Below are 20,789 nucleotides of genomic sequence, written 5' to 3' on the forward strand. Positions count from 1 at the left end.
GAAAGTGTGAAAGAGGCGATGCGGTCAAACGGTGCGGAGACCCGGTGCAGGCTGATTTTAGCATTCCAATATGCCCCCTGCATACCGCACTTTTTGTGTAAGAAATTGTTGACAAGAGAGAAAGCAGCGTTTATACTTGTATGTACAAGCAAAGGAGTGGAAGATGTGAACGAGCCACAGCGAGAGGGAGCGCAGTGCCAACTGGACGGATGTTTGTTCTTTTCAACGGCGAAGCTGGCGCGGGAACTTGGTCGTTTGGCGGATGAAGCTTTTCAAAAAACCGGCTTGTCGCCTAGCCATGCCATTCTGCTGTACTTGATTAACCTGCATGGCAGGGTTCAGCAAAAGGATGCCGGTGCGCTTCTGCATCTGACATCATCAACGGTAACGCGCCTGATTGAAAAGCTGGTTCGCAAGGGTTTTGTCAAGCGACAGCAGGTGGGAAAAAACGTCTGCTTGCTTGCGACTGTGCAGGGTAGGGCACAACAGCAGGAAATTGTTACTGCATGGAATAAGCTGCACAATCGCTACCAAAATATCTTAACAGAACAGGAAACGTTGCAGTTTCTGAACATCAGCAGGAAGCTTTTAGAGCACTTGACCAATGAAGAAAAATAAAATAATGGGGGAAGTCAATATGCAGGAAATCTTTACAAGAAGAAGTATTCGGAAGTTTACGAATCAGGCAGTGGAGCCGGAAAAGATTGATAAACTGCTGCGCGCTGCCATGCAGGCACCCTCTGCCGCAAACCAGCAGGCGTGGGAGTTCATTGTTGTGCAGGATAAACAGAAACTGGCGCAGGTTGCTGAAACCAGCCCCTATGCCAAGCCGGCGGCGGGTTCGGCGGTTACTTTCATCCTGCTGGCGGATGAAAAGAAAATGAAGATTCCCACCGGTTGGGAGGAGGACATGGGCGCTGCAGCGGAAAATATGCTGCTGGAGGCGGTTCACCTGGGTCTTGGCGGTGTGTGGTTCGGCGTGGCAACCGCCGCGCCCGTGGCGGAAAATGTCAGCAAGCTGTTTGGACTGCCTGCCAATATTCGTCCATTTGCGCTGATTTCCGTCGGCTATCCGGATGGGCAGAAAAACCAGTTCGTCGACCGCTATCAGCCGGAACGTGTGCACTACGAACATTGGTAAGCTGCGCACTTTATAGGGCGTATGCAGGAGTGAGGGGGAGAAATCATGTCGGCTATCAGCATGATCTTTGTAGGACTGATTGCACTGGAGCATCTGTTTATTGCGTATGTGGAGATTTTTGCGTGGACCAGCAAAGGCACGCAAATGTTTCCGCATCTCAGTGTGGATTTTATCAACAGCACAAAGGAAATGGCGGCGAATCAGGGCATTTACAATGTGTTTTTGGCGGGAGGCCTCATTTGGTCGCTGGCCGTTCGCTCAGCACCGTGGAACCTGTATTTGGCAGCTTTTTTCCTTGGTTGTGTCATCCTTGCGGGTATTTTCGGCGCTTTTACGTCGCATAAATCCATTTTCTTTAAGCAGGCGCTGCCAGCTATTGTGGCGGGCGCAGTGCTGCTTCTGGCACGGTAGACTAGAAAACACACACAAAAAAGGCTCAGGCGGCTGCAGAACACGGCTGCCTGAGCCTTTTTCTGTGGCTTTATTTAAATGTGCAACGCTACATCACAAGATACATCGCTCAACGGTGCAAGCGGTGTATCCTCCCGGCAGGTCATGCGCAGCTGCGGACGCATTCCGGCAACTTCAAAGTCGGCAGACGCGAAAAGGCGGCTGGGGGCATCTGCCTCGGCGGTCAGAAGCAGTCCTCTGTTTTCCAGAGAGCCAGCATACCAGTTTTTCACAATTTCGGTCAGATCGATTTCGGCACAGCATTGGGTGACTGGCACTGCAAAATCGACGCGGAGCCTACAGTTAACTGTGGGTGGCGGGTAGTACGCGCTGAAAAGGCTGTAAGGCATTGTCAGCGGATACAGATGAAACGGCGCCGGTGTGGGGCACTCGCCGCAGTAGTGGTTTGGAAACGGGAAGAGAAGCAGCTTTGCTGCCTGCAAAATGCGGCTTGGCAGGCAGACCGGCAGCGAAAAAAACAGATAAGCCGGTTGCGCCGGTCCAACGCCAAACGTGCGGTGAATTCGGTTCTGTAAAAAAGGACTTTGCGCGTTATAAGAATCCTGACAGCAGACATCAAGTGTTAGCACGCTTTTCACCTCCGCTATTAGTTTATGCACACTTTCTGCCAACGGACAAAATTCAACAATTACAGCGAGGGTGAATACATTAACAAGGGAGCGGTTTTGACAGCCGCTTACTTTTCCTTAAAAAAGGAGCAATCAGGTTATGAGTGCAATTGAAGTCACGGCGACTGCGGAAGCACTGTCTGAAAACGCGCCGTATAGCGTTGTAGATCTTTCCTTCCACTATGCCGATACGACCACGCAGGGCGGCACGGCAATTTATTATTCCGCCACCCTTTCCGACGGCGACCTGTCGGAAGACGTCCTGTTTCCGCTGGCGGTCACCGCAGGCTCCGCAATTCCTGCTGATGAGGAATTTGCTTATACGCCTTCGGCAGCTTTTACAAAAACGGTTACCGCGTCAAACGGCAAAATTTACTATACGCCCGCTTCTTAAATAGGATCGGCAGAGGTAAAAAAGCACTCCGCTGCAAGCGCAGAGGAGCGCTTTTTTATGCACTGCTTTTCCCGCTTTTCATTGAAATCTAATTGGACTTAATGGAATTTCAAGAGAAAACCCATATCGTTTATCGCCAATTTACCATCACTTATCGTTTTGGTGTTGACTTTCGCGGGAAAAAGATGTATAAAAAATATAAAGAAATGGAAAACAAAACAATCAGTAAATTCCTATTTCTAACTTATGATTGTAATCGTTCCGCACTTTTCAACGGCCGAAAAAGCGCAGAATGTTTTACATAAAAATACGCGACGTAAATTAATTATTTTAAAAAGAGTGGTTTCTAATGACAAAGCACACAAGAGTTCTGGCATATTTATGGCAGCCATGATGGCGGTTTCCACCGCTGCAATGGTTCCAGTAAATGCAGCAAATACAACTGACTATGGATGGGCATTCAGCTTCAAGAATGATGTTTTCCATCAACATATATATTCATATAGTGATGCGCGGACAAAGCAGAATACTACCTCAGTTTATGTATATTTCCAAAAAGGTGACAGCAATTATATGCATTTACAAACGATGGGACGTCGAAATGGCGGAGGGTGGAATAACTGCATACTTAAAAGCAATGTTTATCTTGCAAAGGGCAATCAATATTCTGTGCAGAATAATATTTACGAAGCGCTAAAACTTAATTCTAGTGATACCGTTCAAGCAGCTCTGCGGGGTAACGCCGATGGCATGAAGGCTTTTCTAGATGCCAGTGGTGTTTGGAGTCCTGATTCGGCTAGAACTTACATTGTTGTGTAAGACTTAAATTTCATATTCCCCGTTTGGCTTCAGAAAGCTTTTTGAAGTCAAACGGGGTTCTTGTGTCTTTTGAAAAGTAAAACTTCAGGAGGATATGCTAAATGAATCGTAAATATTTATCGGGTATCTCGGCGATTCTACTTACGGTTGCATTGTTGACTGGATGTACAGACCAGTCGAAAAAGATGGAGGATTTTCCACAGGAGTCTTCTGCCAGCCAGCAAACTGTATCTGGAAATGCGGTGCAATCCTCGCAGCCGGTAAACTCAAAAATCGGCAACAATACATTGCATGATATGGGAACCTGGGTTGCGCCAGGTGTTAAAAACTATAGTTACCGAATATTATCTGCGAAAACATACGCAACTTTAAAATCTGCCGGAATAAATGTCAAAGACTTATCACAAAACGAAAATGAAAATTGGATTGACGGCAAAAGTGAGGTTCCATTTTTGCAGGATGGAAGTCTGAAAAGTGGGAACATCCTGCTGCTTGTAAATGGAGAAGTACGACTGGATGATGCCTCCTCAGCTGATTTTTCACCCATGGTTTCTTCACTATATTTATTTCAAACCAATGAATTAGAAAATCTGGACAAAGCAAAATTTAAACCAGCTTTACTCTATAACAGTAAGGCACCTGCCGAAAACAGGGAAAAGGAGTATTGGTATTTACCGCAGCTTGATAAAGTGGGAGCAACTGAGTCGTTTCAAGTAGGCTGGATTATCCCGAAAACTTATCTAAAAGATGGAAAGTTAGCAGTAATCATTCAAGAAAATATGGATGAGGGATATGCCATCGCTTTGAAAATGGGAGGTTCTGCCGTCAGATGAAAAACGTTTTAAAACTGGAACTTAAAAAGGCCATAAAAAATACAAATTTCTTAGTTTGTATTTTAGTTGGTAGTCTGCTGTGCATTGCCAGTGCAGTCATGCAGATTCAAGCATATGAGCAGCATGCAGCGGTGATGGGTTCAGTACAGAAAAGCAAGTATATTATCAATACAATGCTGGAGGTAGAGACGTTTTATAACTCATGGATTGGAATGGACGGTTTTTCGTTATTCAATTCTTTGTTTTATACGTTTATGCCACTCATTTGTACGCTGCCGTTTGCATGGAGTTATAACAAGGAAAGAAATATCTGTTATGAACATAATATGGTAATTCGCTGTGGTCGAAATCGGTACTATGCCGCGAAGTATTTAGCTACTTTCATTTCCGGTGGGCTGGCAGTATTGCTGCCAATCGTAATCAATGTATTGTTGGTTGCAATGGTGATTCCCGGTTATACATCAACAATCGATTATGCCCTTTATATCGGCATTCAATATCCAATGATTTGGTCGCAGATATTCTATACGAATCCTCTGCTATACGTAATTTTATATTTGCTGTTGACTTTTATCTTCTGTGGTCTGATGGCCGCTTTTGGTATGTGTATTTCCTATTTTACGCGGAACAAAGTTGCAGCATTAATTGTTCCGTTTTTTGTGTGCAGTGCATTGGGTGTGATGGAATTACTTTTTGCTTTCAATAAAGATGGAGTCACACTGTCTCCTGTGGTCTTCTTACATCCAACACCAACTGGAGGATACCAAAATGCGTGGTGGGTCATTTTACTGGAAGGTGGAATTCTGACAGCGTTTACGATTATCAGCACTTACATACGGGGGAGAAAGCATGAGATTTACTAGACTGGTGTTATATGATATTCAGCAGGGGCTGTTAAAGAAATGGAAATGGTGCATCGGCATCCTTTTAATGAATTTTGGATTTTGTTTGGCTTTTTTGATAAAGACTGTTGCTTATAATAAAGGGGCAGCTTTTGACCATAAAATTTCTCCGGTAACACCTACGTTTGGTGATGCTGTGTTTTATATTTTTGCTGGTATGAGCGAATATGTTCCGATGCCGGATCAACCGTTCAAAATGCCATTTATATGGCTGCTTCTATACATTGTTTTGTTTTGGATGACATTGGAATATGCAAACAATGATTTGACTTCTTCCGGACAGCAGTTATTGATTCGTACGAAAGGACGTACTCTTTGGTGGCTTTCAAAGTGTGTATGGAATTTCTTTTGTGTCTTAGTGTTCTTTATCTTGGTTTGGGGTGAAACATTACTTTTTTGTATCTTACAAGGTTTCAAAGTATCATTGTCCTTGCATGCGACTTTTTTATCTTCCATTATTGGTTCTTCTTTAGACGGCAGCGGCTACTTGTTTCCTTTGCTCCTTTGTTTATTTGTAATTACTCCGTTGGTTATGTATGCATTAAGTATGCTGCAAATGGTTTTGACTTTATGGCTGAAGCCAATTGTTAGTTATGCAATTACCATCGGGATTCTAATTCTGTCGGCCTATATATTTTCTCCATCGTTCATCGGGAATTATGCAATGCCAGTTCGCAACGCCGCATTTGTTGAGGGGGGAGTAAACGGTACAGTGGGTTTGTGGTTTGCAGCAGCGCTAATTGTCATTTCAGTAATCATTGGAGTTTTCCGTTTTCGGAAATATGATATTTTACCAGTTGAATAAGGAGCAAACAGTGATGACAACAATTGAATGTAAGTCGGTGACGAAAGTCATTAAAAAGAATACAGTAATTGACCATATTTCTTTATCTATGCATTCTGGAAAGATATACGGCTTGCAGGGGATCAATGGTTCCGGTAAAACAATGCTTATGCGTTTGATTTCCGGATTGATTTATCCAACCGAAGGAGAAGTATTCATTAACGGAAAATGTTTGGGCAAAGAAATAACCTTTCCGGAAAGCCTCGGTTTGCTTTTAGAAAATCCTGCATTTTTGGACAACTATACAGGGCTGCAAAACCTTTGCCAGTTGGCATCCATCAAGCAGTTAGTAACAAAAGAACATATTCGTTCTGTTATACAGGAAGTTGGTCTGGATCCGGACGATCCTAAAAAATATAAAAAGTATTCTTTGGGTATGAAGCAACGTATCGGAATTGCGGCGGCTTATATGGAATTGCCGGATATTGTGATTATGGATGAACCTACAAATGCCTTGGATACAACCGGTATCGAACTTGTTAAAAATATTTTACAGGAGCAAAAAAAGCGGGATGCATTGGTAATTATATCTTGCCATGACCTGTCCATATTGCGCAGCATGTCTGACGAGATTTTCTTATTATGTGCCGGTCATGTGCAAGACCATATTGAAGCTCCGTTTGAAAAGGAAGTATCGGCATGAAGAAGAGAGTATTTGCTGTATTGGCGGTTATGCTTGCCCTCTTTGCCTGTGCCGGGCGGATTGCTTATGTCAATGGAACAGCCGAAAAAGCTCCGAAGACATCCTATTATGTAAAAGGGGAAGAATTGTCGATCGGGAAAAATATATTCGACAAATATATAGATGGCGAGCAAGCGGATGGCTATTATGTAATATTGACCAATGCCAAATTAGTGCCTATCGAAGAATTCTTGCAGGAATATAAACTTACGAAAGAGAAAGCAATGCCAAAAGCATTAAGAGCCGAAAAGGAAAACACAATGCCGGCGGTCGATTATATTTATGAAGTAAAAATACACGTTACAAATAAAACAAATGCTCTGGTAGGGAAAGCAGGAATTAACTTAATGCGATGGGACCTTCTTGCAACAGACTTTTCCGTGCAAATACAGCAGGAATTGTATACATGCTTGAACCCTTTTGCGAAAGGTTCCTTGACCTTTTCTGTAAAGAAGGGAGCTTCGCGTGACTTTATTCTACCCTATGGTATTTGCTCCAGTGTGATTTCTCCAGAAAAGCTGAAACAACGCAATCCCTCTGTTATTATATCTGAATATCCCGTTCGAAAAATGATAAAACTTGTTTAAAATATTGGATTTAATGTAAATAAAAGAGAAAACCCATATCGTTTATCGCCAATTTACCATCACTTATCGTTTTGGTGTTGACTTTCGCGGGAAAAAGGTGTATAAAAAATATAAAGAAATGGAAAACAAAACAATCAGTAAATTCCTATTTTTAACTGGTGCTTGTAATCGTTCCGTACTTTTCAACGGTCGAAAAAGCGCAGAATGTTTTACATAATATTTACGCAGTCCCAAATAAAACAACGATGTGAAAAAAGGAGAGATTCATCATGAGCAAAAAGCAGTCTAAGTTATCTGGTATCGTAGCAACAGTTGGCGCAGTAGCTCTTATGGCGAGTATGGCGGCTCCGGTATTTGCATCATCCACAATAGGTTGGAGTAGAAATTTGAATCCCCTTAGTGCTGAAACGCATATTACAAGCGGACAGATTTCGAAGAATGGTGCCGGTACATACAGTGTTTGGATTGATAGTATTCAGTTTGGTAAAGCTTATTTTTGGGTTGCAGGAAGTAATGGCTCCCCAATCGGATATAATACAATCCTTCCTAAGGACAATGGCGGGACATCCACTACTTTGCGCTATTTTGCTAGACAATCACAGGGTGCGACCGTAAATCTCCGTGGCAAATCTGCTACAGGTAGCGTGTCGTTCAATTATGTAACTGGTCGTGTGAACTTTGGATAATTAGATTCATATTTTTGCATCGAAGTAAAGAGAAACTCTGTTTTCTCTTTACTTCCTTGTTTTTTAAGGAGGAAATTTATGTGAAAAAGATATTAAAACTACAATTCTATAATATGCTGCGGGGAAAGTCGTTCTATTTTGCATTACTGCTGATGTGCGGGTTAACAGCTGCCTTTATGCTGCAGTCCATATCTACGTTCATCAATCTGGATCAGACATTGCTGCGTCCGGCATGGTATCTATGGTATCAAAACGCGGTTCAAAGTCTTATGGACAGAGGAAGCACATCTGGTTATATGACACTTCTTGGCATGACAGGTTTTTTGCTCCTGCCGTTTGTGGCGGTATTGGGCTATGGTGCAAGCTACTACGATGGCTTGAAAACCGGAACGGTGAAAAGTGTCTTATCAAGAACCTCGCAAAAAGCGTACTTTGTGTCTGGGGCAATCGTTACCTTTACCGGTGCGTTCCTCGTGATTCTGATTCCATACGTGTTTGAACAAATGATTCTGCTGATTCTATGTGCAGGGGCACCACAGCAAAATGCAGCGGCGTTGTCTCCGGTTATGGATAATTGGGGGTATTGGCTGGATGTACCGGAGTTCCTTTGGTCGCTGCAAATGAATCATCCGGTTTTATTTGACCTGCTTTGCTGCTTGAATCCTGCCATGGTTGGCGGCGCTTTTGCAGTCCTCACATATTCTCTCTCTTTATTCATACATAAAAATCGTTTTTTAGTGCTCACGCTGCCTGGTATTCTGCTTTGGTTTTTGGCGGACTATGTGATTGGTATGACGAAGCTAACGGGAAAGGTAACCACGCTTTCTTCCCTTGTACAATTTTCATCTATGGATACCTATGTTCTTTGGCCGGTTTATGTGCTTGTCCTGCTGCTCATTAGCGATATTTTAATATATTTCAAGTGTCATGTAAAAAAGGATGTGCTGGAATGAAGCAAAAGAAAGTATTGCGTTGCTTTTTGTACTGTGTCCTTGCAATTTTGGCTTTTTTTCTGCTTTTGTATCAACAGGGGAGCATGCCGCTGGATCCGCATATGGATACCTATTTTTTGCAGGTGTTTGGCGGTGTGCGGGTAGATACCACAGATACTTCGGTGATTCTGAGCGTTTTCTTTTATAACATCCCGTGGATTTTGTTTTTGTATGTCTTTGCATCGCTTTTCCAAAAAGACTTTGAGGTACAGTATGTGTATGTGTTTACACGCATTGGCAGTAAGCAGAGATGGCTGCGGCAAAAGACAGCCGAACTGTTTTTGCACATTTGTATTTCGTGGGGCCTGCTGTTTGTGGCGGCCTTTGCGTTTGGCGCGGGGTTTGGGTTCGCCCTGCGCGGGTCGGCGCTGCTTTATATAGAGATTTTTGTGTTGCAGGTGCTTGGACTGTTTACGCTGTCCTTTGCACAAAATCTGCTTTCTATGAAAATGGGAATTACACAGTCCTATATCCTTGCACTTTGCTGTTATGCGCTGGCAATTATAGCAGGTGTTCTGCTGTATCAAAACGCCAATGTAACAGGTTGGTTGCTTCCGTTGTTTCCAACGGCGGGACAGATGCTGCTTTGGCACGCGGATGCGGCAGTTTTGCCGGAAACGCAGGCTGTATTTTTTGCGGGTGCCACTGGGTTTTCGGTTTGGAAAAGCATTGCGGTAGAGTTCTTATACATTGCTGTACTATATGTGGGCACAGCATTATACCTGCAAAAAGCGGATTTAATTGATTTTGTCAAGGAGGAAAACTGAATGTTAGCAGTTGATATGCATGAATATACAAAAATTATAAAAAAGCGTGAAATCCTGAAGAATGTCAATCTGCAGTTAGAGGCAGGCGGCATCTATGGACTGTATGGGCATAACGGTTCTGGTAAGTCCATGCTGATGCGCGCAATTTCCGGATTGATTATGCCAACCAGCGGGTCGGTCGCAGTCTTCGGCAAAGAGATTGGGAAAGAAGCTCCTTTTCCTGATGACATGGGTTTAATCATTGAGAATGTGGGGTTTTGGCCGCATTACACCGGATTTGAAAATTTAAAGGCGCTTGCTTCTATTCGCGGCAAACTGACAGATGGGGAAATACGGGATGTGATTGCCCGCGTGGGGCTTGACCCAACGGATAAGCGAACCTATCGAAAATATTCATTGGGAATGAAACAGCGGCTCGGAATCGCGCAGGCGATTATGGAACAGCCGAAACTATTGCTGCTGGATGAACCGACCAACGCACTGGACGAAGATGGTGTGGCACTGGTACGAAAAATCATTCGAGAAGAAAACGACCGCGGTGCAACTGTCATTTTGGCAAGTCATAATCAGGAGGATTTAACCAGCTTGTGCGCGAAGTTTTATAAAATGAACGATGGCGTGCTCAAAGAGGAGGCGCTGCAGGCATGAAAAAGAAATGGTATCTGATACCTGCCGCGCTTTTGCTTGTATGTGTCGTTTTGGCTTTTGCCGTACGAACCACTTACACGGACACGACAGCGCAGAGTGGACAGTTTGCCTATTCCTGTTCCACTTCCTTACAGCCGGTGCTGGATTCTCTGAAAGTTCAAAAAGTATCTGACATTCCTGAAAATCTGGTGCAAAATGCAGATGCAATTGTAAGGGCAAAGTTTGACGGCGACCGCACTTTCAGTACCAACGCATTTTTTTCGACCGTCAAGGTGACGCAGGTTTACAAGGGTTCGCAGAGCTTAAAGGGAACGGATTTGAGAATTGTTGAGGCAGTCGATTATTTTTCTTTTGTAAAGACTTTGAATGCGGGAGACAGTTTTTATATCCCTCTGCAAAAGGGAGATGACTATTTGCTGATTCTAAAAAAAGTACCGTTTCAGTCTTCAAGAAAGTTGACGGATTTTCAAAAAAATCAATATTATCCTTACACCCAGAGTGCGTTTGGCGCGTTCCGTATGGCGCAGGATAAACAAACGAAATTGTTCGGTAAAAATGACAAACGCACGCTGGATACTCTGCAGGGTTATGATGTCCCTGCAAGTGACCAGAAGTCGTTGGATGCTTATTATCAGGTAAAAGAAAAAGTGATGCAGCTTTTAAAAATATAGGAATTATCAATGCGAATATAGAAGGATATCGTGGGTTACAGAGCGTCGTCTGTGGATAAGGATGTGGGATGATTAATTCCAATTGTAAATTGGAATTATATTGGACTAAATGTAAATAAAAGAGAAAACCCATATCGTTTATCGCCAATTTACCATCACTTATCGTTTTGGTGTTGACTTTTGTGGAAAAAAGATGTATAATATTATTAAGAAATAGGAAATAAATCAAGTCACAAGAAACTATTTCTAACTTGTGTTTGTAAATATTCTGTACTTTTCAACGGCCGAAAAAGCATAGAATGTTTTACATAAAATGTTTAAAGAAGCGGTACATGAAATCAAATCAAAATTTTGAAAGGGGAATTTATCATGAAAAAAATCAGTAAAACAGTTGTTGCCATTATGGCAGCGGGACTCGTAACTTGCGCTGCAAGCCTTCCTGTGTTCGCATCACAGTATAAAAATTACAATATGTCGACTTCTAGTACAACATCAGGTCCTCATAAGTATATGAATAACAGTCCAACACACTATCAGATACAGTATGATAACACAATTAGTGGTGCTAATAGTGGAAGAGATTCCGCAGCGGTCAGTTGTTATAAAGATGAATGGACCTATGCCACTTTGAAGCCGGATGATCAGACACATCTTGGTAATGGCAGATGGTACCCTTGGTGGGCAAGCTGCGAAGCTGGAGATTACAACTTGGTTTTGACTGTGAAAGCAAGTGGCAGAACGCTTACCGCAACTGGGACAATACAGAATTTTTAGTTGCATCGTTCGTTAAAATAAGATGAATTGTCAAGACAAGTGCGTCAGTTTATGAAAACAATTCACATTGTTTTGCACGGAGAATTGCAAATCTGCGGTTCTCCGTGATTTTATTCGCAAAAAATGATTGGAGGCAGAAATTGTGCAGCTGTTTACGGAAAATATATATCGGGACTATGGGGACGGGGAAACGGTGGTTCATGCCCTGCTTCCAACAACGCTAACCTTTCAACCCGGGGAGCAAGCGGCTATCATTGGAGCAAGCGGTTCCGGAAAAAGCACGCTATTAAACTTGCTGGGTGGTTTGGACACGCCGACTGGCGGAATGGTACGCTATGGGGAAGAGAATCTGTATCAGATGAAAGCGGACGACCTCGCGCGCTTTCGCAGGCGGCACATCGGTTTTGTTTTTCAGGCATACAACTTGATTCCGGAGTTGACCGCCGAAGAAAACACTCTGGTGCCGCTTTTGTTGGATGGGCAGAAGAAGGAAGAGCCTTTCTTTACAGAGGTTACAGAAGCACTTGGTTTGCAAAATCGCATGACACACTATCCGGATGCACTTTCTGGGGGACAGCAGCAGCGTGTCGCCATCGCACGGGCGCTGATTCATCATCCAGATGTGCTGCTGTGTGATGAACCGACCGGCAATTTAGACAGTAAAAACAGTCAAGAAGTCATGGACTATTTATTTACGCTTTCGGAGAAATGGAGCATTACCCTTTTGGTGGTGACACATGATGCAAAAATAGCGCAGCGCTTTCCGCGTATCCTACATATTGAGGACGGACAGGTGGGCGGTGATCTGTCATGAGCGGAAACAGATTTTTGACGAAGCAGTACATGAAGCATCATCGCCGCCAGCAACTGGGGGCCATACTGATTCTCACGTTATTTGCTTCCGCAGTTTTGAGCATGTTGTTTTTAACGCAGTGCTTTCACGCTACAAATCAGCAGGCGGCCTATAACCACTATGGTTCCTTTGGCGGCCAGACAATTTTTGCCGATGCAAATAAAGTGGAGCAGAATCAGAAAAAGTTGGCGGCAGAGGGAGACGGCATCGTTTCCGTGCAGGCACAGGTGGAAACCAGTGACGCGACGGATGCTGTGTATATAGGCTATATGGACGAAAATGCACGAAAGCTGCGTGCGGTGCGTGTAAAAGAGGGCAGCTTTCCAACCAGTGCACAAGAAATTGCATTGGATCAGGATGCGTACTATCGTCTGAATTTAAATGTCAAGGTCGGTGATAAGGTTACATTAAAAACAGAAGCAAATGGCAAGACCCAATCAGAAACTTATACGCTGACTGGCATTTTATATGATTACTGTGACCATTGGAAAAAAATTGTGCAGGATATTTTGGTGCAATTCAAAAACGTATCCTCTACAGATCCAAAGCTGCCGTCTGTTTTGATCGGTGCAGTTCCGGAGAAAACGATCGCTACGCATCTCCTTTATCAAACGGAGGTGGAACGACCGGAATATGGTAGCACTTTTATATACAATATGGAGCTTCACAACGTAGAATACTACACAGAACAGCTTGACCGCTCTACCGCAAATGTTACCATGTTTATTGGTGGTTTCTTTTTGGTCTTAACCGTGTTTGGCACTTGGGTGTTGGCACACGTGACTCTGCAGAGTCGCGAAAAATTCACACGAACGCTGCAGAAAATTGGCTTGACACGCAAGGAACTGCGTACCCAGTTTTTGATGCAGGCAATGCTGTTGACGGGCATTGCGTGGATTTTCAGTATCCCCCTTTCTTTCGGCATTTTAGCAGTTGTACTGGCTCTTTCCTCAGCATGGGGTTCGCCTCTTCTGTTTTCAGTTTCGTGGTGGATGCCGCTTATTTCATTAGGGTTGCTGCTCACGGTAAGTATTCTTATCTTTTTACTGCAGGCGCGCAGTATGCAAAAAGGCAGGAGTAAAAGCAAAGAGAAAAAGCAGAAAAAAGCCAAGGCGGCACAAACGTTTACACAGTTATGGTCGAAACTTTATCGAAAGTCCCGGTATGGCCGTATGACGGCGCTGACGGTGCTTTGTTTTGGCTGTGTGCTGATTTTAGAGTTTGGTGCATTTTCGGGGGAAGCGGCTGCTGCCACACATTATTATGGTGTAGTGGATGCGTTGGGAACCATAGATTATCAGAGTTCCGTAGAGCAGGGCGCACAATATCCAAGCCTAATGGGAGCCAATCTGCCAAGAGACGCAGGGATGTCTGCAAAAAAACTTGCGCAGCTGCAAAATAGTTCTGACTTAGATGTGAAGTGTGCGTATATTAATAATTATCTTTTACCTGCATTCATTCGGGTTCAGAAGGGACATTCCACACCGCTTTTGGATAAACTTATGAAAGAGCATACCTATGAAAAAGATTATAATTCATCGAATGACGCGCAATGTGCGAAAGAAAATAAACAAGCAAAACAAGATTTCGGATATACGGATCAGGATATTCTCATTACCAAGCCAGAAATCATTGCGGTTGACCGTGAGACTATGAGAAAACTTCTGCAGGCCGCGCACCGAACCTGTACAGAAACGGAATTGGATGAATTTGTACAGGGCAAGAAAGTCTATTCCATGGGAACAGATTTTCAAAAGGGCGATTCTTTTACAATCTCAATGGCAATCGTACCGGTGGGCATAACCGAACAAAGCATCCATGGAAAAGGGAGAAATAAAGATTTTCGGGTTACTGTGCAGGGGAACTTTACGCTGCCGCAAAAATTATTTGGCAGTCCAGTCGCATTTCCCTACGGAACGCAACAGGGGAATCCTTCCATTGCAATATCGGCTGAGGCTGTGATGGCTGCAGATCCACAGCTAGGGTATTATAGTGTATGGGCGAACCGTGCGCATCCAAATGACGCTGCGTCCAGTGCAAGGGCAAGCGATCTGATTCACAGAGTCACAACTTCCTCAAAAGGAATGGGGATAATTGACAGAGAGGAGAGCATCGCTGCATGGCAGCAAAAAGCGCAGCAGGAAAAGTGGCCGGTGTATGCGCTGACGCTTGTGCTGGTTGCAGCGACGCTGGCCGCAGTTACGGCGCTGAACCGAATCAAACTGAAATCCAACCTGCACAGTTACGCGCTGCTGTGTGCAGCAGGCATGGAGCCCGGTCGGCTTCAAAGAAATCTGGTCAAAGACAGCATAAAGAGTATTGGCGTCGGGTGCATATTCGGTTTTTGTGCAGCAACGGTTTTCTGCGTACTGCTCATACAGCATTACTGGTATGTCCCTTTGCTGAATATTTGGCTGAGTGCCGTACTGCCGCTTACACTGCTGTGCATCGTTGCGATTTTGTGCATAACGGTTGTTTCCAGCACCGCAACAGTGCGTAAAATGTTAAAGAGCAGCATTTTAGCTTCTTTATCGGAACAATATTAAAACGCAAAAGAAAAGACGGCAGAAGTGTCATGTGAAGTGACACACTGCTGTCTTTTTCTGTGTAAGAGAGTTATCCAATGAACTGCTGTGTCCAAATGAACTGTCCATTCGCATTTTTTGCAACGCCGACGCCAATTTGCGTAAAGGAGGCGTTCAAAATATTTTTGCGGTGGCCTTCAGAATTCATCCAGCCATTCATGACCTGTTCCGGAGAGGATTGTCCCATTGCGATATTTTCGCCCGCTGTGCGATACGAAATTCCGAACTGCTTCATCATTTCAAACGGTGTGCCGTAGGTCGGGGAGGTGTGGTCAAAGTAATTCAGCTTTGCCATATCTTCCGATTTCAGTGTGGCGGTGTTTGTCAGCTGTGTGTTGACAGACAGGGCGCTAAGCCCGTAGGATGCCCGCTGCTGGTTAACTAACTCGACCACTTCCTCTTGAAAGGCAGCGTAACCTGTTGTGGAAGTCTGGGAGGATGCTGCGCTGGAAGCAGAGGAGGAATCTGTATGGGAGACACTGCTTGCAGAAGAGGAAGCACTGGCTGCTGCTGACGACGGGCGGGAGTTGCTGCTTGGTGTGCTGCTGGGCTTGGCGGGTTTTGAGGTCAGCGGGCAGTTAGAAGAAACCGATTCTTTAGAGCTGGCAGAGTTGGAAGCAGCAGACGCAGAAGACGTACTTGCTGCTTTCGAAGAAGCGGATTTGGAAGCTGGCAGGACCTCCGTGCAGGAGGAGGTGCTTGTTTGGGCTGCGGCAGAACTGGCAACTGACGCAGCTGGTTGTTCTGCAGACTGCGAAAGGGCGGTGCCGCCGGCAATTAGGCTGGCGAGCAAGGATGCGAGAATCGCGAACAGTTTAAAATGCATGGTCGTTGTCTCCTTTTCAAAATTTTTAGCAGGTTACAAATATGTAATCTTCTTTGCAATCATGTTACCACTGGAAGGGAAAGCAAGCAACGCACAAATTCTGGAAGGCTGCTTTGTGCAGGCAAGTACAAGTGTCAGCAAATAAAAAAACCTCTTTATTTCCGGCAGTCTGCACAGCGGACTAACCGGTGATAAAGAAGTTTTTTGGCGGAACGGAAACCTATCGCTGATCGTCGATTGTGGCGACGCTGTTGCTGTTGGCAAGTTCAGTAAGGTCGTCATACGGAACGTCGGTCGTTGTGCCAACCAGCAGTGCGATATCGACTGCATTTAGCGGTGGGTCGTTTGTTCCATTGTTATAAGGATACACATTCATGTTGATTCTCCTAAGCGCAGGAAAGCAAATGGGAATTCGCTTTACGAGCCAAGTTTTATGTCTGATTCCGGGATATTATATGCGAAACATATAGGCTCCGTGCGGTTTTTCAAACAACCGTGCATGGTAGCAAGCAGAATCCGCTACCTTCGCAGGGCAAGATATGCTATAATAAACGGCATAGTAGGGAAGGAGCAAAAGCAGAATGGCATATCAGGATGAATTTATCGAAATTTTTAATCAGAAGATTCACAGAGCCGGTGCAAGGGAGCTTTTGGAGTGGCTGCAGCACACGGATTTCTTTACAGCACCGGCGAGCACCCGGTATCACTGCGCGTGTGAAAGCGGCTTGGTGCAGCACAGCATCAGCGTATACCAGACGATGCTGCGTTGGTTTGAGCCAGAAACCGACAGCGAAGAAAGCTTCGCAATCTGTGGGCTTCTGCACGATGTCTGCAAAGCGAATTTTTATAAGCAGAGCGTCCGCAACGTAAAAAATGAGGAAACCGGAAAGTGGGAGCAGCGCCCGTACTACTCAATTGACGACCAGTTTCCTTATGGGCACGGTGAAAAATCCGTCTTCCTGATTGAACGCTTCCTACGCTTGAAAACCAGTGAGGCGATGGCTATCCGCTGGCATATGGGCGGTTTTGACGATGCCGCGCGCGGTGGCTGCACGGCAATTTCGCAGGCATATCAAAAATATCCGCTTGCGGTGAAGCTGCATTTGGCAGATTTCGAGAGTACCTATCTGCATGAAAACGGAACATCGGCTGTGCCGAACGGACACCATCCAGCAAAGTAGAAAAACGAGAGTAAAAAAATGCGGCTCCGGCAGCTTATGAACAAGCGTGCCGGAGCCGCATTGTGTTTTAGGCGGGGATACTTTTGAGCATTTTAGCAAGCTGATAGAATTTCCCCTGCAAGTAGGTTTTGTTTTCCGACTGTGCCACGATATTAAGATGATCTGTATGTGTAATTTTTTCTATAAAGTTCCATGTTCCCTTTGCCGTGCCGGTCTTAAAAACGTATGTACCATCCTGCGCGGTGCCGTAAGATTCGTTGTAAAGGTCAGAAGAACCGCTGTGCGGACGAATTGCAGAGCGGACGCTGACAATGCCGTCGTTTTCCCACCAGGAACTGTCAATGGTTATATGACCGTATGCGTAGTTAACGTGCTGCCCCATATACAGGGAACTTCTCAGCAGCAGCGGCGTCATGTTTGCATAGGGCAGATAATTATGCGGCGCCAATGTGGAAGCATATGTGTCGGAGCAGGCGATGGAGAAGTAATAAATATCTTTCTGTGCTTTGGCATAAGCATTCAGCACAGCGGCTCCGTCGGTATCCAGGTCATAAACGCTCAGATCTTTGGTTTTGTTCCACAAGCCGCTTTCAGTCACGCGTTTCAAGTAGCTTTTGTAGGATTCTCCCGGCTGACGTTCCAGCCCCCATTGGTCAAGCTTAAAGTCCAAGCCCAGGTTTGTGTCATTGAGATTGGTGCCGGTCAGTGCGGCCAGTGCGGCAACGTAGCGGTGCAGCAGCGGCTCCAGCTTGTACTGGGTATCGTCGTATTGGCTGCCGTCGTGTGGGGTGGCAATGGTTGTAATGCTTGCAATCCAATGGCGGCATTTTCCTGTGAAAAGCGGACTGATTGATGCTGCGCCGGAAGAACGCTCTGCCGTGTCGCCATTTTCCAACAGCTGTGCCAGCATCCGAATGGTTTCACCGCCCATGCTGTGCCCAACCAAGTGCACTTTTACGGTGCTTTTTAGGTCATTCAGTTGTGGCAGAACACCGGCAAAGGTTCTGCCATACCTTGCGTGTCCGTACTTCTGTGCGTGTGCTGCGCCGTAATCGACCGTTCCGCCGACGAGGTAGGCATACAGTTCGCAGGCGCGATCCCAGTTGCTCGCCACCGGCCCGATCGAGGGCGTGTAAACCGTGTATCCCTTTTCCTCCAACAGCTGCCGCAGGCTGTTCTGACCGCCCCAATAGTTGGAGCGCGCAATCTCGTCGTTTCCCCAGCCGAACAGCCCGTGCACCAGTACAATGGGGTAGGTATTGCCGGATGCGATTTCTTCGCTTGCGGCGGCTGTCGCCTGTGGGGATGCGGCGCTGGCAGGCGCCGCAAGCGTGAGGCTTGCGCTGAGCGTAAAAGCCAGCAGCAGGCAAATAGGCTTTTTCAATCTGTAAATGTTCATCATTATATTATCCTCCTTTGCAAATGCTTGTCTTATATTTTATTATAAATATTGGCTTGATATAGTAAATATACAATTTTGAGGATGTGTAAAGTTTTCGCATGATTTTCAAAAAAATCGAAAAACTTTTTGTGCGGAGCCCTTGACAAAGGGAAAGAAACTATGTATTATTGTATTAAGATATTAGTACAACAATACAACGAAATAAAGGAGGCGGCGCAATGGCATGGAGTCTATCGTCAGACCGTCCCATTTACGCACAGTTGGTCGAGCAGGTCAAACTGCGCATTGTGTCGGGGCTTTATCCGGCGGGCAGCAAGCTGCCCAGTGTGCGGGATCTGGCAGCAGAGGCGGCTGTGAATCCCAACACCATGCAGCGCGCTCTGGCGCAGCTTGAAACGGAGGGGCTGATTTTTCCGCAGCGTACCAGCGGCAGATTTGTTACACAGGAGGAGCAGAAGATTATGGAACTGAAGGCGAGCTTGGCGCAAAATGTGATCAGCGATTTTCTGACACAAATGGCCCGCTTGGGCTTCTCAAAAGAAGAAAGTGTCCATTTGGTGCAGACGGCTGAATACGACCAGGAAGAGGGGGAGATTTGATGGAACCGATTTTACAGTGCAGCGGTCTTTGCAAAAATTACGCTGGAAAAGAAGCGCTGCGCGGCGTAGACTTGACTGTCGAGCGTGGGCGTATTGTGGGCCTGCTGGGGCCAAACGGCAGCGGCAAAACCACTTTGATTAAGCTGTGCAACGGCCTGCTCACACCTAGTTCCGGTGTGCTGACTATCAACGATATGCTTCCGGGACCGGAAACTAAAAAAATTGTTTCTTATCTGCCGGAGCGAACCTATCTCAGCAACTGGATGTGCGTGAAGGATCTGCTGGATATGTTCAGTGATTTTTATGATGATTTTGATAAGGCAAAAGCGCTGGATATGTTGCAGCGCCTGCATGTAAATACGGCAGATCGCCTGCGCACCATGAGCAAGGGTACCAAAGAAAAGGTGCAGCTGATTTTAGTCATGAGCCGCAGCGCACAGCTTTACCTGCTGGATGAGCCAATCGGCGGTGTGGACCCTGCCGCGCGGGATTACATCCTGCACACGATTATCAACAACTACAATGAAAATGCCACCGTGCTGATTAGTACGCACTTGATTGCAGATGTCGAGTCTGTCTTGGATGAAGTCATTTTTATTAGCAACGGCAGTCTGGTGCTGCACGCTTCCGTAGATGAGATTCGGGAGCATGAGGGCGCCAGCGTGGACGCTTACTTCCGGGAGGTATTCAAATGCTGAAGAAACTGATTAAGTATGACCTGAAAGCCACTTCCCGCGGTTTTGGCGTTCTGTATATTATTGTTTTGGCGCTGGCAGTTTTGGCTGCAATTTTTGACGCAGCGTGCAACCGGCTGGCGAATGGCGGAAATTTTGACCCGCTGCGTGTGGCACAGGGGATTTTTGTCGTGCTGTATTGTCTAGCTCTGTTTGGCGTTAACCTTTTTACCGTTTTAATCTGTATGCGTTTTTATTACGACAACCTTTTTAAGGATGAGGGCTACTTGATGCACACACTGCCTGTTACGCCGGCAAAGCTGATTTGGAGCAAAGTCATCATCAGTGCGGTGTGGGGTATTGTGACCACGTTGGTTTCCCTGCTGAGCCTGCTGATTCTCGGCGGCGAGGTCGGGCATCTTGCGCCGAATTGGTATCGGCTGGATTTTTCTTGGTTGGGGGAGCATTCGGCATATATTGGTACAACTTTGATGGGAATTGCCACGGTGGTTGTCGGCGTTGTTTTTCTGGAACTGTGGATTTGCGCGTCCCTGAGCATCGGCAGTCTGCTGCCTAAGCATCACCGCGCGATCAGCGTGGGAATGATCATCGCGTTTGGCGTAGTGCATGTGGTTCTGCTTATCTGGGTAATTTCTCAGATTTCTGCTCTGCCGGAGAGCAGCGGAATGACGCAGTTTTTCCATGCCTTGAACGTGCAACAGGACGGCAGCGCATTCGTGGCTGACATTGTTATGGCGTGCGTTTCTGCTTATATGATACTGTTCAGTGTGCTGTACTTTGCCGTTACGCAGTCCATCATGAAAAACCACCTGAATTTGGAGTAAACAGT

The 20,789-nt window shown here is 45.5% G+C and carries 26 protein-coding genes and 1 pseudogene; 23 read left to right on the forward strand and 4 right to left on the reverse strand.

What is annotated here, in order from left to right:
- Positions 1–165: 165 nt before the first annotated feature.
- The 3 genes from PXC00_RS05695 to PXC00_RS05705 are packed head-to-tail and all read left to right on the forward strand — an operon-like array spanning position 166 to position 1,552.
- Positions 166–618, forward strand: coding sequence for a MarR family winged helix-turn-helix transcriptional regulator (locus tag PXC00_RS05695; RefSeq protein ID WP_275846970.1), 453 nt, complete (start codon positions 166–168; stop codon positions 616–618).
- Positions 605–1,141 carry a nitroreductase family protein gene (locus tag PXC00_RS05700; protein WP_407654317.1) on the forward strand — a complete coding sequence of 179 codons (537 nt, stop codon included), beginning with the start codon at positions 605–607 and terminating at the stop codon, positions 1,139–1,141. The genes PXC00_RS05695 and PXC00_RS05700 overlap by 14 nt, the downstream gene beginning before the upstream one ends.
- Positions 1,142–1,186: 45 nt before the next feature.
- The gene (locus PXC00_RS05705) at positions 1,187–1,552 is read left to right on the forward strand and encodes a DUF1304 domain-containing protein (protein ID WP_275846972.1); all 366 of its coding nucleotides are present in this window, start codon (positions 1,187–1,189) and stop codon (positions 1,550–1,552) included.
- 74 nt (positions 1,553–1,626) lie between these two features.
- On the opposite strand, the gene PXC00_RS05710 is transcribed toward PXC00_RS05705, so the two are convergent.
- Positions 1,627–2,181: a DNRLRE domain-containing protein gene (locus PXC00_RS05710; RefSeq protein ID WP_275846974.1), complete on the reverse strand. Its 555-nt coding sequence runs from the start codon at positions 2,179–2,181 to the stop codon at positions 1,627–1,629.
- A gap of 139 nt (positions 2,182–2,320) precedes the next feature.
- On the opposite strand from PXC00_RS05710, the gene PXC00_RS05715 reads away from it, so the two are divergent.
- From PXC00_RS05715 to PXC00_RS05785, 15 genes are all read left to right on the forward strand, one after another.
- Positions 2,321–2,614, forward strand: coding sequence for a hypothetical protein (locus PXC00_RS05715; protein ID WP_275846976.1), 294 nt, complete (start codon positions 2,321–2,323; stop codon positions 2,612–2,614).
- Positions 2,615–2,995: 381 nt separating this feature from the next.
- Positions 2,996–3,433, forward strand: a complete 438-nt coding sequence (locus PXC00_RS05720) for a hypothetical protein (protein WP_316935146.1) — start codon at positions 2,996–2,998, stop codon at positions 3,431–3,433.
- A 101-nt stretch (positions 3,434–3,534) separates the two neighbouring features.
- Positions 3,535–4,266 (forward strand): DUF5027 family lipoprotein, encoded by a 732-nt coding sequence (locus tag PXC00_RS05725; RefSeq protein ID WP_275847065.1) that lies wholly within the window; start codon positions 3,535–3,537, stop codon positions 4,264–4,266.
- A complete protein-coding gene (locus PXC00_RS05730; RefSeq protein WP_275847067.1) occupies positions 4,263–5,129 on the forward strand; it encodes a hypothetical protein in 867 nt (288 codons plus the stop codon). Before PXC00_RS05725 ends, PXC00_RS05730 begins: the two co-directional genes overlap by 4 nt.
- Positions 5,116–5,973, forward strand: coding sequence for a hypothetical protein (locus PXC00_RS05735; protein WP_275847069.1), 858 nt, complete (start codon positions 5,116–5,118; stop codon positions 5,971–5,973). Before PXC00_RS05730 ends, PXC00_RS05735 begins: the two co-directional genes overlap by 14 nt.
- 13 nt (positions 5,974–5,986) lie before the next feature.
- Positions 5,987–6,655: an ATP-binding cassette domain-containing protein gene (locus tag PXC00_RS05740; RefSeq protein WP_275847071.1), complete on the forward strand. Its 669-nt coding sequence runs from the start codon at positions 5,987–5,989 to the stop codon at positions 6,653–6,655.
- A complete protein-coding gene (locus tag PXC00_RS05745) occupies positions 6,652–7,281 on the forward strand; it encodes a DUF5028 domain-containing protein (protein ID WP_275847073.1) in 630 nt (209 codons plus the stop codon). Before PXC00_RS05740 ends, PXC00_RS05745 begins: the two co-directional genes overlap by 4 nt.
- A gap of 269 nt (positions 7,282–7,550) precedes the next feature.
- Positions 7,551–7,967 (forward strand): hypothetical protein, encoded by a 417-nt coding sequence (locus PXC00_RS05750; RefSeq protein ID WP_275845770.1) that lies wholly within the window; start codon positions 7,551–7,553, stop codon positions 7,965–7,967.
- Between the two features lie 80 nt (positions 7,968–8,047).
- On the forward strand, positions 8,048–8,920 hold the full coding sequence (locus PXC00_RS05755) for a hypothetical protein (RefSeq protein WP_275845771.1): 873 nt from the start codon (positions 8,048–8,050) through the stop codon (positions 8,918–8,920).
- A gap of 83 nt (positions 8,921–9,003) precedes the next feature.
- Positions 9,004–9,726, forward strand: coding sequence for a hypothetical protein (locus PXC00_RS05760; protein ID WP_316935149.1), 723 nt, complete (start codon positions 9,004–9,006; stop codon positions 9,724–9,726).
- Positions 9,727–10,374, forward strand: coding sequence for an ABC transporter ATP-binding protein (locus tag PXC00_RS05765; RefSeq protein ID WP_275845773.1), 648 nt, complete (start codon positions 9,727–9,729; stop codon positions 10,372–10,374).
- A complete protein-coding gene (locus PXC00_RS05770) occupies positions 10,371–11,045 on the forward strand; it encodes a hypothetical protein (RefSeq protein WP_275845774.1) in 675 nt (224 codons plus the stop codon). Before PXC00_RS05765 ends, PXC00_RS05770 begins: the two co-directional genes overlap by 4 nt.
- Before the next feature lie 369 nt (positions 11,046–11,414).
- Positions 11,415–11,819 (forward strand): hypothetical protein, encoded by a 405-nt coding sequence (locus PXC00_RS05775; RefSeq protein WP_275845775.1) that lies wholly within the window; start codon positions 11,415–11,417, stop codon positions 11,817–11,819.
- 142 nt (positions 11,820–11,961) lie between these two features.
- Positions 11,962–12,633: an ABC transporter ATP-binding protein gene (locus tag PXC00_RS05780; protein WP_316935151.1), complete on the forward strand. Its 672-nt coding sequence runs from the start codon at positions 11,962–11,964 to the stop codon at positions 12,631–12,633.
- A 536-nt stretch (positions 12,634–13,169) separates the two neighbouring features.
- The gene (locus PXC00_RS05785) at positions 13,170–15,218 is read left to right on the forward strand and encodes an ABC transporter permease (RefSeq protein ID WP_275845776.1); all 2,049 of its coding nucleotides are present in this window, start codon (positions 13,170–13,172) and stop codon (positions 15,216–15,218) included.
- A 70-nt stretch (positions 15,219–15,288) separates the two neighbouring features.
- Here PXC00_RS05785 and PXC00_RS05790 read toward each other — a convergent pair.
- Positions 15,289–15,654: pseudogene (locus PXC00_RS05790) on the reverse strand (CAP domain-containing protein); the annotation flags it as partial.
- A 25-nt stretch (positions 15,655–15,679) separates the two neighbouring features.
- Here PXC00_RS05790 and PXC00_RS05795 point away from each other — a divergent pair.
- On the forward strand, positions 15,680–16,228 hold the full coding sequence (locus PXC00_RS05795) for a hypothetical protein (protein ID WP_275845853.1): 549 nt from the start codon (positions 15,680–15,682) through the stop codon (positions 16,226–16,228).
- Between the two features lie 75 nt (positions 16,229–16,303).
- Here the strand turns inward: PXC00_RS05795 and PXC00_RS05800 are convergent, their stop codons facing one another.
- On the reverse strand, positions 16,304–16,453 hold the full coding sequence (locus tag PXC00_RS05800) for a hypothetical protein (RefSeq protein ID WP_275845777.1): 150 nt from the start codon (positions 16,451–16,453) through the stop codon (positions 16,304–16,306).
- A gap of 211 nt (positions 16,454–16,664) precedes the next feature.
- Here PXC00_RS05800 and PXC00_RS05805 point away from each other — a divergent pair, with 211 nt between their 5' ends.
- Positions 16,665–17,264: an HD domain-containing protein gene (locus PXC00_RS05805; RefSeq protein WP_275845778.1), complete on the forward strand. Its 600-nt coding sequence runs from the start codon at positions 16,665–16,667 to the stop codon at positions 17,262–17,264.
- A 67-nt stretch (positions 17,265–17,331) separates the two neighbouring features.
- Here the strand turns inward: PXC00_RS05805 and PXC00_RS05810 are convergent, their stop codons facing one another.
- On the reverse strand, positions 17,332–18,666 hold the full coding sequence (locus PXC00_RS05810) for an esterase/lipase family protein (RefSeq protein WP_275845779.1): 1,335 nt from the start codon (positions 18,664–18,666) through the stop codon (positions 17,332–17,334).
- Positions 18,667–18,884: 218 nt separating this feature from the next.
- On the opposite strand from PXC00_RS05810, the gene PXC00_RS05815 reads away from it, so the two are divergent.
- From PXC00_RS05815 to PXC00_RS05825, 3 genes are read left to right on the forward strand one after another with little or no spacing between them, the layout of a single operon-like run.
- On the forward strand, positions 18,885–19,265 hold the full coding sequence (locus PXC00_RS05815; protein WP_275845780.1) for a GntR family transcriptional regulator: 381 nt from the start codon (positions 18,885–18,887) through the stop codon (positions 19,263–19,265).
- Positions 19,265–19,963: an ABC transporter ATP-binding protein gene (locus tag PXC00_RS05820; protein ID WP_275845781.1), complete on the forward strand. Its 699-nt coding sequence runs from the start codon at positions 19,265–19,267 to the stop codon at positions 19,961–19,963. Before PXC00_RS05815 ends, PXC00_RS05820 begins: the two co-directional genes overlap by 1 nt.
- The gene (locus PXC00_RS05825; protein WP_275845782.1) at positions 19,957–20,784 is read left to right on the forward strand and encodes a hypothetical protein; all 828 of its coding nucleotides are present in this window, start codon (positions 19,957–19,959) and stop codon (positions 20,782–20,784) included. The genes PXC00_RS05820 and PXC00_RS05825 overlap by 7 nt, the downstream gene beginning before the upstream one ends.
- Positions 20,785–20,789: the final 5 nt, after the last annotated feature.

The organism is Caproicibacterium argilliputei, from assembly GCF_029211325.2.
GTDB lineage: Bacteria > Bacillota > Clostridia > Oscillospirales > Acutalibacteraceae > Caproicibacterium > Caproicibacterium argilliputei.

Excerpts from the sequence above, each read along its gene's own strand:
- PXC00_RS05740 (WP_275847071.1), top strand. The coding sequence starts at position 5,987 with ATGACAACAATTGAATGTAAGTCGGTGACGAAAGTCATTAAAAAGAAT.
- PXC00_RS05770 (WP_275845774.1), top strand. The coding sequence starts at position 10,371 with ATGAAAAAGAAATGGTATCTGATACCTGCCGCGCTTTTGCTTGTATGT.
- PXC00_RS05715 (WP_275846976.1), top strand. The coding sequence starts at position 2,321 with ATGAGTGCAATTGAAGTCACGGCGACTGCGGAAGCACTGTCTGAAAAC.
- PXC00_RS05765 (WP_275845773.1), top strand. The coding sequence starts at position 9,727 with ATGTTAGCAGTTGATATGCATGAATATACAAAAATTATAAAAAAGCGT.
- PXC00_RS05745 (WP_275847073.1), top strand. The coding sequence starts at position 6,652 with ATGAAGAAGAGAGTATTTGCTGTATTGGCGGTTATGCTTGCCCTCTTT.
- PXC00_RS05700 (WP_407654317.1), top strand. The coding sequence starts at position 605 with ATGAAGAAAAATAAAATAATGGGGGAAGTCAATATGCAGGAAATCTTT.
- PXC00_RS05760 (WP_316935149.1), top strand. The coding sequence starts at position 9,004 with ATGCCGCTGGATCCGCATATGGATACCTATTTTTTGCAGGTGTTTGGC.
- PXC00_RS05775 (WP_275845775.1), top strand. The coding sequence starts at position 11,415 with ATGAAAAAAATCAGTAAAACAGTTGTTGCCATTATGGCAGCGGGACTC.
- PXC00_RS05820 (WP_275845781.1), top strand. The coding sequence starts at position 19,265 with ATGGAACCGATTTTACAGTGCAGCGGTCTTTGCAAAAATTACGCTGGA.
- PXC00_RS05825 (WP_275845782.1), top strand. The coding sequence starts at position 19,957 with ATGCTGAAGAAACTGATTAAGTATGACCTGAAAGCCACTTCCCGCGGT.
- PXC00_RS05810 (WP_275845779.1), bottom strand. The coding sequence starts at position 18,666 with ATGATGAACATTTACAGATTGAAAAAGCCTATTTGCCTGCTGCTGGCT.
- PXC00_RS05815 (WP_275845780.1), top strand. The coding sequence starts at position 18,885 with ATGGCATGGAGTCTATCGTCAGACCGTCCCATTTACGCACAGTTGGTC.
- PXC00_RS05705 (WP_275846972.1), top strand. The coding sequence starts at position 1,187 with ATGTCGGCTATCAGCATGATCTTTGTAGGACTGATTGCACTGGAGCAT.
- PXC00_RS05750 (WP_275845770.1), top strand. The coding sequence starts at position 7,551 with ATGAGCAAAAAGCAGTCTAAGTTATCTGGTATCGTAGCAACAGTTGGC.
- PXC00_RS05735 (WP_275847069.1), top strand. The coding sequence starts at position 5,116 with ATGAGATTTACTAGACTGGTGTTATATGATATTCAGCAGGGGCTGTTA.
- PXC00_RS05805 (WP_275845778.1), top strand. The coding sequence starts at position 16,665 with ATGGCATATCAGGATGAATTTATCGAAATTTTTAATCAGAAGATTCAC.
- PXC00_RS05720 (WP_316935146.1), top strand. The coding sequence starts at position 2,996 with ATGGCAGCCATGATGGCGGTTTCCACCGCTGCAATGGTTCCAGTAAAT.
- PXC00_RS05730 (WP_275847067.1), top strand. The coding sequence starts at position 4,263 with ATGAAAAACGTTTTAAAACTGGAACTTAAAAAGGCCATAAAAAATACA.
- PXC00_RS05725 (WP_275847065.1), top strand. The coding sequence starts at position 3,535 with ATGAATCGTAAATATTTATCGGGTATCTCGGCGATTCTACTTACGGTT.